The sequence below is a fragment of the Roseibium sp. RKSG952 genome (assembly GCF_009711355.1).
On the sequence record NZ_SMMF01000963.1, the window covers coordinates 352,192 to 367,647 of the forward strand.

General features: G+C 57.5%; 17 protein-coding genes and 1 pseudogene. 5 read left to right on the forward strand and 13 right to left on the reverse strand.

From position 1 onward, the window contains the following. Positions 1–83 precede the first annotated feature (83 nt). From E1297_RS47835 to rpiA, 6 genes and pseudogenes are all read right to left on the reverse strand, one after another. Positions 84–278, reverse strand: a complete 195-nt coding sequence (locus tag E1297_RS47835; protein ID WP_155151456.1) for a DUF2065 domain-containing protein — start codon at positions 276–278, stop codon at positions 84–86. Continuing rightward, entirely contained in the window at positions 278–1,156 is an 879-nt protein-coding gene (hflC, locus tag E1297_RS47840; protein WP_155151458.1) for a protease modulator HflC, read from the reverse strand. Before hflC ends, E1297_RS47835 begins: the two co-directional genes overlap by 1 nt. Next, on the reverse strand, positions 1,156–2,298 hold the full coding sequence (hflK, locus tag E1297_RS47845) for an FtsH protease activity modulator HflK (protein ID WP_155151461.1): 1,143 nt from the start codon (positions 2,296–2,298) through the stop codon (positions 1,156–1,158). The genes hflC and hflK overlap by 1 nt, the downstream gene beginning before the upstream one ends. A gap of 70 nt (positions 2,299–2,368) precedes the next feature. Then, positions 2,369–3,729, reverse strand: a pseudogene (gene gor / locus E1297_RS47850) (glutathione-disulfide reductase); the annotation flags it as partial. A 58-nt stretch (positions 3,730–3,787) separates the two neighbouring features. Next, positions 3,788–4,330, reverse strand: a complete 543-nt coding sequence (locus tag E1297_RS47855; RefSeq protein ID WP_155151467.1) for a hypothetical protein — start codon at positions 4,328–4,330, stop codon at positions 3,788–3,790. 3 nt (positions 4,331–4,333) lie between these two features. After that, a complete protein-coding gene (gene rpiA / locus E1297_RS47860; RefSeq protein WP_155151470.1) occupies positions 4,334–5,119 on the reverse strand; it encodes a ribose-5-phosphate isomerase RpiA in 786 nt (261 codons plus the stop codon). Positions 5,120–5,284: 165 nt separating this feature from the next. Here rpiA and E1297_RS47865 point away from each other — a divergent pair, with 165 nt between their 5' ends. From E1297_RS47865 to E1297_RS47875, 3 genes are read left to right on the forward strand one after another with little or no spacing between them, the layout of a single operon-like run. Beyond that, positions 5,285–5,989: a glutathione S-transferase family protein gene (locus E1297_RS47865; RefSeq protein WP_209016435.1), complete on the forward strand. Its 705-nt coding sequence runs from the start codon at positions 5,285–5,287 to the stop codon at positions 5,987–5,989. A gap of 1 nt (position 5,990) precedes the next feature. Beyond that, on the forward strand, positions 5,991–7,364 hold the full coding sequence (locus E1297_RS47870) for an L-serine ammonia-lyase (RefSeq protein ID WP_155151473.1): 1,374 nt from the start codon (positions 5,991–5,993) through the stop codon (positions 7,362–7,364). 51 nt (positions 7,365–7,415) lie between these two features. Continuing rightward, on the forward strand, positions 7,416–8,330 hold the full coding sequence (locus tag E1297_RS47875; RefSeq protein ID WP_155151476.1) for a DMT family transporter: 915 nt from the start codon (positions 7,416–7,418) through the stop codon (positions 8,328–8,330). On the opposite strand, the gene E1297_RS47880 is transcribed toward E1297_RS47875, so the two are convergent. Then, on the reverse strand, positions 8,275–9,003 hold the full coding sequence (locus E1297_RS47880; protein ID WP_368669874.1) for a thiamine diphosphokinase: 729 nt from the start codon (positions 9,001–9,003) through the stop codon (positions 8,275–8,277). The genes E1297_RS47875 and E1297_RS47880 overlap by 56 nt on opposite strands. A 100-nt stretch (positions 9,004–9,103) precedes the next feature. On the opposite strand from E1297_RS47880, the gene E1297_RS47885 reads away from it, so the two are divergent. Then, complete coding sequence (locus tag E1297_RS47885) at positions 9,104–10,789, forward strand: hypothetical protein (protein WP_155151482.1); 1,686 nt, start codon at positions 9,104–9,106, stop codon at positions 10,787–10,789. Between the two features lie 70 nt (positions 10,790–10,859). Here the strand turns inward: E1297_RS47885 and E1297_RS47890 are convergent, their stop codons facing one another. From E1297_RS47890 to nthA, 6 genes are all read right to left on the reverse strand, one after another. After that, complete coding sequence (locus E1297_RS47890) at positions 10,860–11,576, reverse strand: hypothetical protein (protein ID WP_155151485.1); 717 nt, start codon at positions 11,574–11,576, stop codon at positions 10,860–10,862. Positions 11,577–11,661: 85 nt separating this feature from the next. Continuing rightward, on the reverse strand, positions 11,662–11,904 hold the full coding sequence (locus E1297_RS47895) for a DUF2842 domain-containing protein (protein ID WP_155151488.1): 243 nt from the start codon (positions 11,902–11,904) through the stop codon (positions 11,662–11,664). Continuing rightward, on the reverse strand, positions 11,904–13,199 hold the full coding sequence (locus tag E1297_RS47900) for an adenylosuccinate synthase (RefSeq protein WP_155151491.1): 1,296 nt from the start codon (positions 13,197–13,199) through the stop codon (positions 11,904–11,906). Before E1297_RS47900 ends, E1297_RS47895 begins: the two co-directional genes overlap by 1 nt. A gap of 99 nt (positions 13,200–13,298) precedes the next feature. Next, positions 13,299–13,634, reverse strand: coding sequence for a nitrile hydratase accessory protein (locus tag E1297_RS47905; RefSeq protein ID WP_155151493.1), 336 nt, complete (start codon positions 13,632–13,634; stop codon positions 13,299–13,301). After that, complete coding sequence (gene nthB / locus E1297_RS47910; protein ID WP_155151497.1) at positions 13,631–14,308, reverse strand: nitrile hydratase subunit beta; 678 nt, start codon at positions 14,306–14,308, stop codon at positions 13,631–13,633. Before nthB ends, E1297_RS47905 begins: the two co-directional genes overlap by 4 nt. Then, positions 14,305–14,919 (reverse strand): nitrile hydratase subunit alpha, encoded by a 615-nt coding sequence (gene nthA / locus E1297_RS47915; RefSeq protein ID WP_155151499.1) that lies wholly within the window; start codon positions 14,917–14,919, stop codon positions 14,305–14,307. The genes nthB and nthA overlap by 4 nt, the downstream gene beginning before the upstream one ends. 150 nt (positions 14,920–15,069) lie before the next feature. On the opposite strand from nthA, the gene secG reads away from it, so the two are divergent. Continuing rightward, positions 15,070–15,435, forward strand: coding sequence for a preprotein translocase subunit SecG (gene secG / locus E1297_RS47920; RefSeq protein WP_155151502.1), 366 nt, complete (start codon positions 15,070–15,072; stop codon positions 15,433–15,435). Positions 15,436–15,456: the final 21 nt, after the last annotated feature.

The following is a 15,456-nucleotide window of genomic DNA, read 5'->3' on the forward strand; positions in this document are numbered from 1 at the left end:
GTACTTGATATCCAATGTAGTCAGTTTGTTCTCGCCCGCAACTCGGGATCAGGGGGAATTCACCGGCAAGTGAAATCAATCGATCAAAACCCCAGCTGATAAGCACCCCAAAGCAGAATGAACCCACTCACGACACATAGCAGGCCTGCAAGTCGTCGCGCGGATTCCGGCAGCGTGCGTAAAACTTCCAACATACGCTCAATAAGCGAAGGGGCCAGCGCATAGGCCAGCCCCTCGACAATCAGCACCAGCCCTAAGGCCAGCAGAACCATACCCATTACTGGGTCGCCTGCCCGGTGGGCGATTTCAGATAGTTAAAGAACTCCGAATCCGGGCTCAGAATCATCGAGCTGTTGCCACCCTGCAGCGCGTTTTCATAGGCGCTTAGCGAACGGTAGAATTCAAAGAACTCAGGATCCGCACCATAGGCTTCGGCAAAGATCGCGTTGCGTTCAGCATCAGCCTCACCGCGGATGATCTCAGCTTCGCGGTTGGCATCCGAGACCAGTTCAACCACGGTCCGGTCGGCCTGCGCGCGGATGCGCTGCGCGGCTTCCTTACCGCGGGCGCGTTCGTCAGTTGCTTCGCGTTCACGCTCGGCCTTCATCCGGTCGAAGGTCGCCTCGAGGTTGGCCTGCGGCAGATCGGTTGCCTTCAGGCGCACGTCGATCACGTTGACACCCAGCGCGCGCGCTTCGGCAATCGCGCTGTTGCGGATTCGCAGCATCAGGGCCGCACGGTCCGAACTAAGGATGTCACGCGACGAGACCGAACCCAGAACTTCACGAGTTTCAGCGCGTAGGATACGATCAAGACGGTCCTCAGCCACAGGGATGCCACCGACACCAACCGCCTGACGGAACTGATTCAGGTCCGAGATGCGGTAGCGGGCAAAAGCATCGACCACCAGACGACGATCATCCAGAGGTGTAACCTCCAGCGGCTGAACGTCGATGGACAGGATACGGTCGTCATAGCGCACGACTTCCTGAATCAAAGGAATCTTGAACGCCAGACCGGGCTCTTCTTTGACCGCAACGACACGACCAAATTGCAGCACCAGCGCGCGTTCACGTTCGTCCACGATAAAGATCGAGGACAGGCCAACAACGCCAAGGATCACTACCAGAATGAGAATAATAGGTGACTTACGCATCAGTTGCTCTCCTCGGCCTGATTGCGGCGCAATTCGTTCAGCGGCAGATACGGCACGACGCCCTGCCCCGAACCGGTCGAGTTTTCGTCCAGAATGATCTTGTCGACATCACCCAGAACCTGCTCCATCCGCTCCAGATACAGACGTTTGCGGGTCACGTCGGGGGCCTTGGAGTATTCTTCCAAAACCGCGCTGAAGCGGCTGGCTTCACCTTGTGCGCTATTGATCTGCTGGGCGCGGTACGCTTCGGCCTCTTCCAGCACCTGCGCAGCTTCACCACGTGCCTGCGCAAGCGCCTGGTTGGCATAGGCATCCGCGATATTCTGTTCGCGGTCACGCTCCTGAGCGGCGGCCTGAACGTCGCGGAACGCAGCAATCACGTCCTGAGGCGGGTCGGCTTTGTCAAAGTTGACGCGGACGATGTTGATGCCGGAATCATAGCTGTCCATCGTGGACTGGATCAGTTCCTGCAGACGGTCCGCAATTACACCGCGATCCCGGTTCAGGATCGGTGCCAGCTCGCTTTGCGCAATGATCTCACGCATGGCCGATTCAGAAACCGCGCGGATTGTTTGGCGTGGGTCACGTAGGTTGAACAGGAACTTGGCCGGATCGTTGATGTTCCAGACAACCTGGTAATCGATATCGACAACATTTTCGTCGCCAGTCAGCATCAGGCCATCATCGCTACCGCGCGTGCCACCCATATCTTCGGTCTGTTCGCGTGTTACCGGGATGACTTCTGCAGTGACAACAGGCCAAGGGGCAAAGTTCAGACCAGGATTACCGACTGAAGAAAACTCGCCCAGAAACAGCTCGACCGACTGTTCTTCGGGTTTCACGGTATAGAAGCTTGCCGCGGCCCAAAGACCGGCCGCTACCAGTAGGCCAATCGCGACCGTGCCTTTGGTAAACGCAGGCCCGCCGCCGCCAGAGCCCTGGCCACCGCCCTGGCCCGAGCCTCCACGACCGCCCATAAGGACGCGCAGCTGCTCCTGACCCTTTTTCATCAGTTCATCGATTTCGGGAATCTGCGGGCCATCGCCTTCGGGTGGGCGACGCCCATCTCCGTTGTTACCCCTGTTTCCTCCGCCGCCGGAAGAGCCTCCGCCCCCCCAGGGGCCACCGCTGTTGCCCGCCATGTGTTTCAATTCCTTCGTTTTGGCCCGTGTGATCACGGTTTCCCTTGTAACCTGTGTACGCGCGCTTGCAAATCAAGCGGTGCGTACAGGTTGCCGCATTGTGACCAGTTCTTCGGCCATCACGGGATGAACCGCAACCGTACGGTCGAAATCTTCTTTGGTTGCACCCATTTTTACTGCGATTCCGGCCAACTGGATCATTTCTCCCGCACCCGGTGCCACAATATGGCATCCCAATACCTTCCTTGTAGCCTGGCTGATGATCAGTTTCATCAACACGCGTTGCGTGCCACCGGCAAACGATTTCTGCATCGGCTTGAACGAAGTCGCATAGACTTCGATTGGCTCCTGCTCAGCTGCTTCTTCCTCGCTCAGGCCCACGGTGCCCATTTCGGGCTGCGTGAAAATCGCTGTCGGGATCAGTTCATGGTCCACCGGTGTCGGATTGCCTTTGAAAACAGTTTCGACAAACGCCATCCCTTCGCGGATCGCCACCGGCGTCAGGTTTACACGGTCGGTGACGTCGCCAATCGCATAGATCGAAGGCACAGCAGTCTGACTGTATTCGTCCACCACGATTTCGCCCTTCCGTCCGCGCTCGACACCAAGCCCTTCGAGTCCAAGGTCGTCAGCATTGGGTGCACGGCCTGTGGCATACATGACCACATCAAACAGCTGTTCTGAGCCATTCGTGGCTTTTACCCAGATTTTGTCGCCCTGTTTCTTCATCTCAAGCACATTGGTGCCCAGATGAACATCAACGCCATTCTGACACATCTCTTCGCAGATAAGGCCCCGCGCTTCGTCGTCGAAACCGCGCAGGATTTGCGCACCACGATAGAACTGGGTCGTCTTGACGCCCATGCCATTCATGATCCCGGCAAACTCGCAAGCGATATAGCCGCCACCGACGATCAGCATCGTCTCGGGCAGTTTGTCCAGATGGAAGATCTCGTTCGAGGTAATGGCCAGTTCAGATCCCGGAAACTCAGGCACAACCGGTCGTCCACCCGTCGCGACCAGGATATGTTTCGCGCTCTTGCGCGTCCCGTCAGCTAGTTCCACCGTATGCGGATCTACGAGGCGGGCGCGCTGATCAAATGTCTCGACACCGTTGTTCTTGAGGATATTGCGATAGATCCCCTCCAGCCGGTCCAGCTCAGCATAAAGCTTGCTGCGGAAGATATCCCAATTGAACGCGCCGGGTTTGATATCCCAGCCATAGGCCTGCGCATCCTCGACCATGTCTGCGTATTCGCTGGCGAAAACCATCAGCTTTTTCGGAACACAGCCCCGGATAACGCAGGTCCCGCCATAGCGATCCTCTTCGGCCAGCGCCACTTTGGCGCCGTTTTCACCGGCAGCCACACGCGCCGCCCGGACCCCGCCCGAGCCGCCTCCGATGACGAACAGATCATAGTCAAAGCTCATTTACCCTGCCTTTTTCAAATTCTTGCAAGCGCCGTTTCGGCGTTGCAAAGGGTGTATCTTATCGTGCGCCACCGTCCAGAACTTTGTGCCGCGACAGTTGATCCTGCCAAGGGGCAAAAATGTCAGGCCAGTAGCGCTTCATTGCCTCTACAAAGCGCAGAGATATGTCCGGAGGCATCAATTGCAACGGGATCGGCAGCGTCTCACTTTTGCCATCAGGCCTTTCGAAACTGACAAAGAAACTGTCCCGCTGCTTCTGTTCCATTTGGTCATAGGCATCAATGTAGCGCACATTCGCCCAGTTGATTTTCTGCAGTTGCCCGTTGTTACGGCGTAATTGGAAGCCTTCTGAATCTACGTACGCTACCAGGTTCGGCATTTTTTGTGCTCTCAGGAAGCCAATTGTCATCACACCAAACAAGACAGCGGCAGCAAATGCAAAAACCGCCAGTGATCCCACGAATGGCCAGTTGGATAAAGCCAGCCAAAGGCTAGCCAAAACGGCGAGTCCTATCTTCAAGAGCTGAAGCACAATCCTCTTTTTCCTCGCCGCCATGGCTGTTTCATTTTCTCGAAATTCTACGGCGAGAGGCAGCGGCATTGTTTAGTCCGCAAGATCTGAAAACAGGTTCTCGCCGTCATCACCCAGTTCGTCGACCTCAACGGTGCCTTCATTGATGTCGCGCAGCTCGACCCGGCCATCGCCATGACCGATCACAACTTTGTCACAGATGTCGATGAACAGTCCATTTTCTACCACTCCCGGCACCTGATTCAAAACCAGCGCCAGCTGTCTTGGGTTGCCGATGCGCTGCAGATGCAGATCCAAAATGTGGTTCCCCTCATCTGTGATCTTGGGGGCCTCTCCATTCATCCGCAGCGTGACAGAGGTACCCAGAACATCCATCGTATCCAACGCTTCTTCGATGAGAGTGCGGGTGGTCTGCCACCCAAACGGGATCACCTCGACCGGCAACGGGAATGCGCCCAGTGCCTCGACTTCCTTGCCCGCATCGGCGATCACAACCATCTGGTCACTTGCAGTGGCAACGATTTTTTCCTGCAGCAGCGCTGCACCACCACCTTTGATCAGGCTCAGCTCACCGTCGAACTCGTCAGCCCCGTCAATTGTCAGATCCAGCCAGCCAGCCTGATCCAGCGAGACGACCTCGATGCCAACCTCGCGCGCCAGTTGCGCGGTCGCAGTCGAAGTCGGAACACCTTTTATCTTCAGGCCTTCGTCGCGAACGCGTTCGCCCAGACGACGCACCAGCCATGCGGCGGTCGATCCGGTTCCCAAACCGACGCGCATTCCGTCCTGAACCATTTCAGCTGCGCGACGCGCAGCGACATACTTGGCATTGTCGATGGGTGACAGTTTTCCGGTCATTGCAGCTTCCCCTCAAGTCTTAGCCGGACTTATACGGAAAGCCCTGCGCAACTGCGAGACCCAATTCGCATTCCGCCCCCGCAAAACATGTCGCTGAAATACGCGTTTCCTATTGGAAACGTCGCAATCGAGTCTTCCCGCACCGCGGCTCTGCTATAATTAAGCATGATGGAAAAGCCGTACCTGCTCCACTACGCCCCCGACAACGCTTCGCTGGTGATCCGGCTGGTGTTGGAAGAGATGGGTCTGCCTTATGAAACCGCGCTGGTTAACCGCCGCCGGAACGAACAGGATGGAGCAGTTTACAGGGCCCTCAACCCCAATGGTCTGATACCGGTACTCGAAACGCCTCAGGGCCCAATTTTCGAAACTGCGGCCATATTGCTGTGGCTCTCCGACCAACATGGCCAGATGGCACCTGACCCGAATGATCCCGACCGGGCTGCCTTTCTCAAATGGTTGTTTTTTGCATCAAACACGCTGCACGCCGATTTGCGCATCCTTTTCTATGCGGAAAAGTACATCGATCCAGCAGAAGCCAGCACTTTGCGCGCAGGCATCCAGCCCAGGCTGCGACAACACCTGAAGCTGCTGGATGCTGAGGTGCAAAATGCCCCCGACTGGCTGCGCGGTGATCAACCCTCTGTTCTGAGCTACTATCTGGCCTGCATGATGCGCTGGATGGCGCTTTACCCTGCCAAGATCGACCGCAGCTGGTATCAACTGGCTGACACACCCTACCTGCAACAAATCCTGATGCAGATGGAAACCCGACCTGCAACCCGTGCGGCTATTGCCGCCGAAGGATTGGGCGTCACGCCCTTTACATCTCCGACTTACGCCAACCCTCCAGAAGGCTCAGCTACCTGACATGTTCCTCTCTGTCTTCGATATGTTCAAAGTGGGCATCGGCCCCTCCTCTTCGCACACCATGGGACCAATGGTTGCAGCCGCGCGTTTTCTTGATCTGATGCGCGCCTCTCCGTTTGACTTCGCAGGACTGCGTGGATCGCTGCACGGGTCTCTGGCGTTTACCGGTGTCGGGCACGCCACCGACCGGGCCACCATTCTGGGATTGGCCGGCTTTGTCCCGGACAACTACGACAATGACAAGGCCGAGGCTGCGCTGGCGGAAATCGCGGCGACGCAGACGGTCACACCCGACGGATTGCCGACACTGAAATTCGATCCGAAAACAGATCTGATCTTTGACTATGACCACAACCTGCCCGGTCACGCCAACGGCATGATCCTGATGGCAACCGACGCGCAGGGCGATGTGATCCTGCGGCAGGTCTATTACTCCGTCGGCGGCGGCTTTGTCCTGACCGAAGAAGAACTGGCCGAAGGCAAAGATACCAACGACGGCCCAGCTGTACCCTACCCGTTTCACTCGGCTGCCGAGATGCTGGAAATGGCGAACTCAAGCGGCAAGAGCATCGCTGCGATGAAGCGCGAGAACGAGATTGCGCGCGGCTGTGCCGATAGCTTCGCCAAAGGGTCGGCGCGACTTTGGGAAGTCATGAACAATTGCATCGAGCGCGGCCTTACCACCGACGGCATCCTGCCCGGTGGCCTGAATGTACGCCGCCGCGCCAAGGGTATCTATGACGCGCTGCAAGCCGAGCGCGGCATGAACCTGAACGCGCCGCACACCATCAATGACTGGATGAGCGTCTACGCGATGGCCGTGAACGAAGAAAACGCTGCAGGCGGTCAGGTGGTCACCGCGCCCACCAATGGCGCTGCAGGGACTTTGCCTGCGGTACTTCGGTACTATCTGGATCACGTACCCGGTGCCTCGGAAAGCCATATCGAGGATTTTCTGCTGACTGCCGCCGCGATTGGCGGACTGGTCAAGTACAACGCCTCAATCTCCGGCGCCGAAGCCGGGTGTCAGGCCGAGGTTGGCAGCGCCTCGGCAATGGCCGCAGCAGGCCTGTGCGCAGTGATGGGTGGCACGCCCGAGCAAGTTGAGAACGCAGCCGAGATTGCGCTCGAACATCATTTGGGCATGACCTGCGATCCTGTTGCAGGTCTGGTTCAGGTTCCCTGTATCGAGCGCAACGGGCTTGCCGCAATCAAGGCAGTTTCTGCAGCCTCGCTTGCGCTGCGTGGGGATGGCAAACACTTCGTGCCGCTGGATGCGGTGATCGAAACCATGCGCCAGACCGGACATGACATGCATGAAAAGTACAAAGAGACTTCTCTGGGTGGCCTTGCCGTAAACGTGCCCAATTGCTGACCTGACAGTTTGCCCTTTCACACGGGCACGGCTTGACCTAGCGTGCCCGTCATGACCCAGGATCGTCCCGTCTTTGGCATCTTTCTGATGCTTGGTTTTTGTGTACTTGCACCGCTTGGTGATGCAATGGCCAAACTGCTGGGCGAAACAACCCCACTGGGTCTGCTGGTTCTGGTCCGCTTTGCTGTTCAGGCGATCATCCTGATCCCGCTGGTCGCTGTGACGGGTCGTCCCTGGCGAATGAGTGGACGTATACTGAGGTTAACACTGATCCGCACGATCCTGCACATCGCGGGGATTGCCGCCATGTTCAGTGCGCTGCAATATCTGCCATTGGCCGATGCGGTCGCGATCGCCTTCGTCATGCCTTTCATCATGCTGCTGCTGGGCAGCTATGTGTTGGGTGAGGAAGTCGGTGCCCGGCGTCTGATCGCCTGCATCGTTGGTTTCATTGGCACCCTGCTGGTTATCCAACCCAGCTTTGCCGAGGTCGGTGCACCCGCTTTGTTGCCGCTCGTCGTCGCGGTGGTATTCTCGTTTTTCATGCTGGTCACACGGAAGATTGCGAAGGAAACCGATCCGATCGCACTCCAGGCGGTTTCGGGCTCTTTCGCGACAGTGATGCTTCTTCCGCTTCTCCTGATCGGGACAGGGGCCGGCATATGGGAGCTCTCTTTGATCGTACCCGCAGGCGAAACCCACTGGCTGCTGATCGCGATCGGCGTGTTGGGAACGGTCGCACATCTGCTGATGACATGGTCGCTACGCTACGCACCGTCCGCCACGCTCGCCCCGATGCAATATCTCGAAATTCCCGTGGCGACGCTGATCGGATGGATGATCTTTCACGATCTGCCTGATGGCCTTGCGGCGATCGGGATTCTGATCACCATCTGCGCCGGGCTCTATGTCATCCTGCGTGAGCGCGCCAACGCCCGGTCCGCTCCGACTGAAACGCCAGCATGACCTGATCCAAAGCCGTTCGCGGCACCATGACCAGCAGGCCCGGACCATCCACCTCAAGCTCAACATCCGACATGGCCCGGTTCGAGGTCCCAACACGCCCATCCGGTTCCAGAACCAGCCCATCGATTGGCCATTCCAAACCTTTACTTCGCCCCGTTACACGCTGAAACGGAAACAATGAAACTGTCTGGCCCGGCTCAATGGTCATCGTGATATGTGGGGGTGCGTGAAACGCGACCTCATGCTCGCCTAGCAAGATACAGCGGTGATCGGGAAGCCGGACCAACGCATTAAGCACGGCGAGCTGATGATCCAGACGCCCCCCCAGAAACCCGACACCCAAAACAAGAGGTGCCTCAATGCTGCGCAGCGCTTTGTCAAAGTCGGTGCTATCTTGTTCACGTATCGGAAACAAACGCTCTTCCGGGATCTGCTCGCGATATCTTCTCTCCAGCGAATCGAAGTCTCCGATTACCGCGTCCGGCATCCGACCCGATTCGATGACGGCGGCGGCTCCACCATCCGCTGCGACCACCTGATTGACGCGGCTTAGCACCAAATTCAGGTCATCAGGACCGATTTTTCCCCCTCCGATCAGTGCTATTGGCCTCTGAGAACATACAATCGGGCTATTTTTTACAAGATTGACCATTTTTCCCGGTTTTGGACACATTGAGACCACAAAATGATAGGTTCATCTAGACAGTTCCGAGCCGACTCTGCGCCCAGCGTCGCGCGGATTGGCTCTGTAGTTTGTAAAGGACGTGCGTCTGATGGTACAGAATAACAAGGTATTGACCGTTTCCTACGGAACCTTCTCGTGCACTTTGGAAGGTTTTGATGATTCATTTGAAACGATGAAAGCGATTGCAGAGTATTTTCGCGATCTCGCAGCGGATGATCGCTACTTTGGATCGGAACCCCCACAGCCAGACGCAGAAATGCTGACCCGCATCGCTCAGCGCGACGCTTCGCGCCGTGTCGAGGCCAGCCAGAATGAAACTGGCCTGCTATTACGCGCAACCGAAGAAGCGCCCGCAGCCGAACCACAGCCGGTCGCGCCGGTAATCGCAGCCGAACAACCACAACCCCAGCCACAACAAACGCCTGACAGCACCCCCGATCTGACTGTTGTGGACACGGCGCCCTCCACAGGCGCTGACGCATTCTTTGCCGAGGCCGAACCGGTTGAACCTGCTCAGCCCGCTGCCGCCGACAGCATCGCTGCCAAGCTGCAGCGCATCCGCGCGGTTGTTTCGCATGCGGACGAAGGCTCGACAGCGTATTCCGAGGATGAAGACAACGGATACCTGACCCCAGCCCAGCCAAAGGTTGACGCCATTTCGGCGGCATTCGAGTCGGGCGCCCTGAGCCCCGAGGATCTGGACGACACGGCAACGGGCGAAGCCCCGCAAGCTGCTCCTGAAGCGCCTGAACCAGTCATTGAACCCGAAGCGACCCCCGAAATCGAGGAAACCATTGCCGAAGCAGAGGTTCAGGAAGAACTGGCCGAGGCTGATCAACCCACTGACGTTCTGTTCTCGGATCTCGACGAAGCGCCCGAGGCCGAAGAAGAACAGGATGAAATCGTCAACATTCTCGATGTCGATGAATCTGATGAAGACGATGTAACTGAAAACGACGAGAACAGCACTCTGCAGTTGGAGCAGTCCGACATCGTGTTCGAATCGCATGATGGTATCCTGACCGCAGAGGACGAACACAATCTGCTGAATGAGATTTCGGAAGTCGAAGCAGAGATGGATGCCCGTACCGGCCATAAACTGTCCGAAGAATCCGGCATTGATCAGGATGTTTCACGACTGATGGACAAGGCCGACGCACGGATGGACGACCCTGCGACCAACGATCAGCGAGAAACCTATTCGCACCTGCGGACAGCAGTTGCTGCCACCGAAGCAGAGCGCGACGAGGCGGGTGAAGATGCTGCCGCTGCGGGCGACGCCGACTATCGCGGCGATCTGGCGTCCGTTGTCAGCCCCCGTCGCCCTGCCGAGATTGAAGTCACAAGCCTGCGCCCTGAAACCGATAATGCGGCGCCCCTCAAACTGGTGGCTGAGCAGCGCATCGATACGCAGGACACAGATGCAGGGCCTATTACGCCGCGCCGTGTCACAGCCGCTCAAGAGGACGAAGATACATCAGAAGAAGGCGGCTTTGCCTCGTTTGCACAGGAACAAGGCGCTCAATCCCTTCCCGATCTGCTCGAAGCGGCTGCGGCCTATCTGTCCTTCATCGAAGGCCAGGAACAATTCTCGCGCCCGCAACTCATGAACAAGGTCCGCTCGTTGAAGCAGGATGAGTTCAATCGTGAAGAGAGCCTGCGCTCGTTCGGTCAGTTGCTGCGCGACGGTAAGATCGAAAAGGCCGGTGGAGGTCGTTTCGCGGCCTCGAACCAGATTGGTTTCCGTCCGGACGACAAACGCGCGGCCGGGTAAGGCACAAACAGAAAATGGTAACGGCCGGAGAGTTTCTCCGGCCGTTCTTTTTTGCCTATGATCACTAAAGTCAGAAGTTGAATGCCAGTGCGACGTAAGGACCGGTCAACGTCAGATCGATAACATTTTGTCCGCCTTCGAAATCAACGCTCAGGTGGCGGTATCCGCCAACAACATGGGTCGTGTCAGTCCATTTCCAGCCTGCCTGGATCAATGCCTCCCACTGAAATTTTGACCCAACGCCAAACCCGCCAACATTCCCCATCGCAGAAAAGTTCCACCGGTCATTGATCGCCCGGTGGTATCGCGCGCCGATCAGCGGATCGGTCCAGCTCTGATCCGTGCTGGCTGTAAATCGAGCAACAGTCGTTGAAAGATCAAGGTCCCAATGGCGCAGCGCTGCCATCGCCTCGACGCGTGATTGGCTGCCCTGAAACACCGTATAGCTGGCGCCCAGAGACATCATGATGCCATCGAGTTCCCAATTCGCCAGATCGTTGAATGGGCCAATCGGAACGTTATCTCCGAGATTGAGATAGTTGAACTCTCCACCAATCGCCCATCGTCCCTTTCGCGCCTCACCGGCAATAAGGAACGCGCTGTTCAGAATATCAAAGATAGACTTACTGCCATCGACCGGGGGATTGGGTCCAATGTCCAGAGACGTTCTGAATTCCGGCCCCCAAAGATAGGGTGCTACCACAAAATCCCAATCGTTGGCCTGCACAGGCTCTGGGGCAATCCCCGATATGGCAATCGCAAATGCCCCCGCAACCGCTTGTTTCATGTTTCACCTGCAAGCCAAAATATCACCAAAACACATTCGATTCAGTGAGTTTGTCATGCAGGTGATTTTCGATCAACAGCCGAGGCTAGTTTGAATCCTGATCTGGGTCTTCTTTGCCGACACCACGAAAGACGAACTTGAACGGCAGTGCCCACAAGACGCCAAGTACGATGTAGACCAGAAGTTCGACCCAGATTGGTGGACGGTCGAGCCAATTCACCACCGTCACCACCGCCACAATGTAAAGCGGCAGCCCAATCACAAGGATCACCAGCGACCAGCGCCGGCGAGCCTTGTAGCTTAGACCAGATTTCTGTTCACCACTCATCAATCTGCAAACGGGTCAGTCACCAGAATGGTGTCATCCCGCTCCGGGCTGGTGGAAAGAAGTGCGACCGGGCACTCGATAAGCTCTTCGACCCGACGTACATACTTGATCGCATTGGCAGGCAGTTCGGCCCAGCTGCGGGCACCCTCGGTGGATTCGCTCCAGCCTGGCATTTCCTCGTAGATCGGCGTGCAGCGCGCCTGCTGATCAGCTGCGGTTGGCAGATAGTCCAGACGTTCGCCGTCCAGATCATAGCCCACGCAGATCTTCAGGGTTTCAAACCCGTCCAGAACGTCCAACTTCGTCAGCGAGATGCCGTTAACACCGCTGGTCGCGCAGGTTTGGCGCACAAGGCAGGCATCGAACCAGCCGCAGCGGCGCTTACGGCCAGTTACGGTTCCGAACTCATGTCCACGAGTACCCAGACGCATGCCGTCGTCGTCATCCAGCTCGGTCGGGAACGGCCCCTCACCGACGCGGGTGGTATATGCTTTGACGATCCCCAGAACGAAATCGACCGAGCCCGGGCCGATGCCAACACCAGTCGCGGCCTGCCCAGCAATCACGTTGGATGAGGTCACGAACGGATAGGTACCGAAATCGATGTCCAACAATGCACCCTGCGCGCCTTCGAACAGGATCCGCTTGCCAGCTTTGCGTTTTTCGTTGAGCACTTTCCAGACGGGCGCAGCGAACGGCAAAATCTGCGGGGCGATCTCTTTCAGCTGAGCAATCAGGGCATCGCGATCAACCGGCTCGATCCCCAATCCCTTGCGCAGCGGGTCATGGTGCTGCAACGCGCGATCAACACGTGCTTCCAGCGTTGCATGGTCAGCAAGATCGGCAACACGCACCGAACGGCGGCCTACCTTGTCTTCGTATGCCGGGCCAATACCGCGACCTGTGGTCCCGATTTTGGTGCCTTTGCTGGCGGCCTCTTCACGGGCGCGATCGAGTTCACCGTGGATCGGAAGAATCAACGGGGTGTTTTCTGCAATCATCAGTGTTTCGGGCGTGATCTCGACACCCTGTTCGCGGATCGATGCGATTTCGCCAACCAGATGCCACGGGTCCAGAACAACACCGTTGCCAATCACACTCAGCTTCCCGCCACGAACAACACCGGATGGAAGCGCGTTCAGCTTGTAAACCTCGCCGTCAATGACCAGCGTATGCCCTGCATTATGCCCGCCCTGAAAACGCGCGATCACATCCGCCCGCTCGCTGAGCCAGTCGACGATCTTGCCTTTTCCTTCGTCACCCCACTGGGCGCCGACAACAACCACATTGGCCATATCCGGTCCTTTTGCGCTGAGTTATCAAACTCGGCTCGTATAGCGGGGGGAAAGCGGCAGGGAAACCGGTAATTCGACGCAGTTGAACCTATCCGAGGCTCAGACAGGTGCCAATCGCACCGGTTGACCGTGCGGGGTCGTCAGATAGGCATCTTCCCAAGCATTTTTCATCGTATCCACATCCGCTGGTGCCGCCTCGCCATGCTCGGCCAGCAGTGATTCCAGTGTTTCCAGCCAGGCATGGAAGTAGTCATCGCCACCATCCAGTTCGCGATCCAGGCCATGACGCTTAAGAGTCTGCGAAAACCGTGCCGCCCAATCCGACCAGTCAAACCGACCGGCTTCGTTCAATGCCACAGTCACGGCAAAAACCTGTGCATGCCATGGTTCAACAAAGACCGGTTCAGGGGCGGAATGCGTAAGACAGTCACTCATGCGGGTTCCAGATAGCTTTGCCACAAATCCAGCACGACCTCATCCTGTGGATGTTCCGGGTTCGCCCACAGTTCTGAGGCGGGAAATGCCACGGCATAAAGGGGTTCAGGTGCCTCACCCAATCGGTGCGCGCTCGAGTCGGGCAGTACATGTGTTCCATGTACCATCAGAATACGGCCCCTCGCTCCGGCTGCATAAATGGGTAACCGCGTGTGTCCACCGTCAACAAGACGGTTCGCAGCCGGGCGTGCAGTGACGACCTCCTGCCCGATTTCGAATTCCACAGGCACGTTCGAAGGCCGGTCAGCGGGACCGCCACTGGCCAATACACCTGCCACCGCTTCTGCCTTCAATACCCGATTGGCCAGAGCATGCTCGCCACCGTCAGCCTCACCCCGCAAGTCCTCTTCGGTCAACACACCGCTTTCAACCAACAGGTCAGCGAGAGCAGAAATCCACTTCTCGTAGTAGGAAAACCGCGTGTAGTCCTTGGGCGACAACCTCTCGCGGGCATGGCGCGAGATATCAATGTTCCACTGCCCCAGCGATCCGGCGGCAAGCGTCACTGCCAGAGCCCGCGCGTGCCAGTCTTCGGCAAACACCGGGGCATCCTCGGATTCGGGATTAACCGGACCGTCACCGAAACGCCCGCCCATATCATGTACGCGCGTCATGATGGCACCTTGGGCAGGCCGGTTCCGATCATGCTGTCCCGCGTGACAAGGGCGGCAAGCTCTTCCTCACTCAACCCTTCGCTCCCTTTCGGTTGCATCGGCAGAACAAGATACCGCACCTCTGCTGTCGAATCCCAAACGCGCACCGATGTTTCAGCGGGCAACGTGACCCCGAATTCGGCCAGCACCTTGCGCGGCTCACGCACAGCGCGGGCGCGGTAGGCATCGGATTTGTACCAGCCCGGCGGAATTCCCAGCAGCGGCCATGGGTAACAGCTGCACAGAGTGCAAACAACCATATTGTGCTGCCTAGGCGTATTCTCGACCACGACCATGTGCTCACCCTGACGACCATAGTAGCCCAATTCAGCCACCACCGAAGTCGCATCGTTGAGCAGAGAATCTTTGAATTCGGGATCTGCCCAAGCCTTGGCGACGACTCGCGCGCCGTTCTGGGGACCAATCTTGTTTTGATAGATATCGATGATCTCATCCAGCGCCGCGGGATCGATCAATCCCTTGCGAGTCAGAATCGTCTCAAGCGCTTTGACGCGGAGCGCGGGTTCAGGTGGCAAAAGGGCGTGCGGGTGGTCGTGATCATCATGTGGCATGGCCGCAGCCTGCGCGAGGCAAAGCCCTGCTGTCCAGTCCCTTTGCCGTGATCTGAAACATCACCGTTCTTGATGCCAACTCCTCCCTTGCCCCCAGCATCAAACTTGCATAGATACCACGCGATACACGTCACGCCGCACAGGAAGACCATGGAAAACGTCGTTCTCATCATCCACCTCCTCTTGGCCCTTGGCCTGATTGCCGTTGTTCTGATGCAGCGGTCCGAAGGCGGTGGCCTTGGCATGGGCGGCGGTGGTGGCGGTGCCATGACCGGTCGCGCAGCTGCAACCGCGCTGGGTAAACTGACCTGGATTTTGGCTGCGTGCTTTATCGTGACCTCGATCACGCTGACCATTCTGGCCGCTCAGAAGTCTTCTGGCAGTTCGGTCATCGATCGTCTGGGCGTTCCGGCACCTGCGGCGACCGAAGAAAGCACACCGGCGGTTCCGTCGGCGGATGATCTGCTGCCTCCGACGCAGGGCGACAACGCGCCGCTGATTCCGCAAGCCGACTGATCCACTAGACCTAGAAACCTA

What these genes read in the sequence shown, in the direction of transcription:
- E1297_RS47835 (WP_155151456.1), bottom strand. Translation starts at nt 278, where the DNA reads ATGGGTATGGTTCTGCTGGCCTTAGGGCTGGTGCTGATTGTCGAGGGG.
- hflC (WP_155151458.1), bottom strand. Translation starts at nt 1,156, where the DNA reads ATGCGTAAGTCACCTATTATTCTCATTCTGGTAGTGATCCTTGGCGTT.
- hflK (WP_155151461.1), bottom strand. Translation starts at nt 2,298, where the DNA reads ATGGCGGGCAACAGCGGTGGCCCCTGGGGGGGCGGAGGCTCTTCCGGC.
- E1297_RS47855 (WP_155151467.1), bottom strand. Translation starts at nt 4,330, where the DNA reads ATGCCGCTGCCTCTCGCCGTAGAATTTCGAGAAAATGAAACAGCCATG.
- rpiA (WP_155151470.1), bottom strand. Translation starts at nt 5,119, where the DNA reads ATGACCGGAAAACTGTCACCCATCGACAATGCCAAGTATGTCGCTGCG.
- E1297_RS47865 (WP_209016435.1), top strand. Translation starts at nt 5,285, where the DNA reads ATGATGGAAAAGCCGTACCTGCTCCACTACGCCCCCGACAACGCTTCG.
- E1297_RS47870 (WP_155151473.1), top strand. Translation starts at nt 5,991, where the DNA reads ATGTTCCTCTCTGTCTTCGATATGTTCAAAGTGGGCATCGGCCCCTCC.
- E1297_RS47875 (WP_155151476.1), top strand. Translation starts at nt 7,416, where the DNA reads ATGACCCAGGATCGTCCCGTCTTTGGCATCTTTCTGATGCTTGGTTTT.
- E1297_RS47880 (WP_368669874.1), bottom strand. Translation starts at nt 9,003, where the DNA reads ATGTGTCCAAAACCGGGAAAAATGGTCAATCTTGTAAAAAATAGCCCG.
- E1297_RS47885 (WP_155151482.1), top strand. Translation starts at nt 9,104, where the DNA reads ATGGTACAGAATAACAAGGTATTGACCGTTTCCTACGGAACCTTCTCG.
- E1297_RS47890 (WP_155151485.1), bottom strand. Translation starts at nt 11,576, where the DNA reads ATGAAACAAGCGGTTGCGGGGGCATTTGCGATTGCCATATCGGGGATT.
- E1297_RS47895 (WP_155151488.1), bottom strand. Translation starts at nt 11,904, where the DNA reads ATGAGTGGTGAACAGAAATCTGGTCTAAGCTACAAGGCTCGCCGGCGC.
- E1297_RS47900 (WP_155151491.1), bottom strand. Translation starts at nt 13,199, where the DNA reads ATGGCCAATGTGGTTGTTGTCGGCGCCCAGTGGGGTGACGAAGGAAAA.
- E1297_RS47905 (WP_155151493.1), bottom strand. Translation starts at nt 13,634, where the DNA reads ATGAGTGACTGTCTTACGCATTCCGCCCCTGAACCGGTCTTTGTTGAA.
- nthB (WP_155151497.1), bottom strand. Translation starts at nt 14,308, where the DNA reads ATGACGCGCGTACATGATATGGGCGGGCGTTTCGGTGACGGTCCGGTT.
- nthA (WP_155151499.1), bottom strand. Translation starts at nt 14,919, where the DNA reads ATGCCACATGATGATCACGACCACCCGCACGCCCTTTTGCCACCTGAA.
- secG (WP_155151502.1), top strand. Translation starts at nt 15,070, where the DNA reads ATGGAAAACGTCGTTCTCATCATCCACCTCCTCTTGGCCCTTGGCCTG.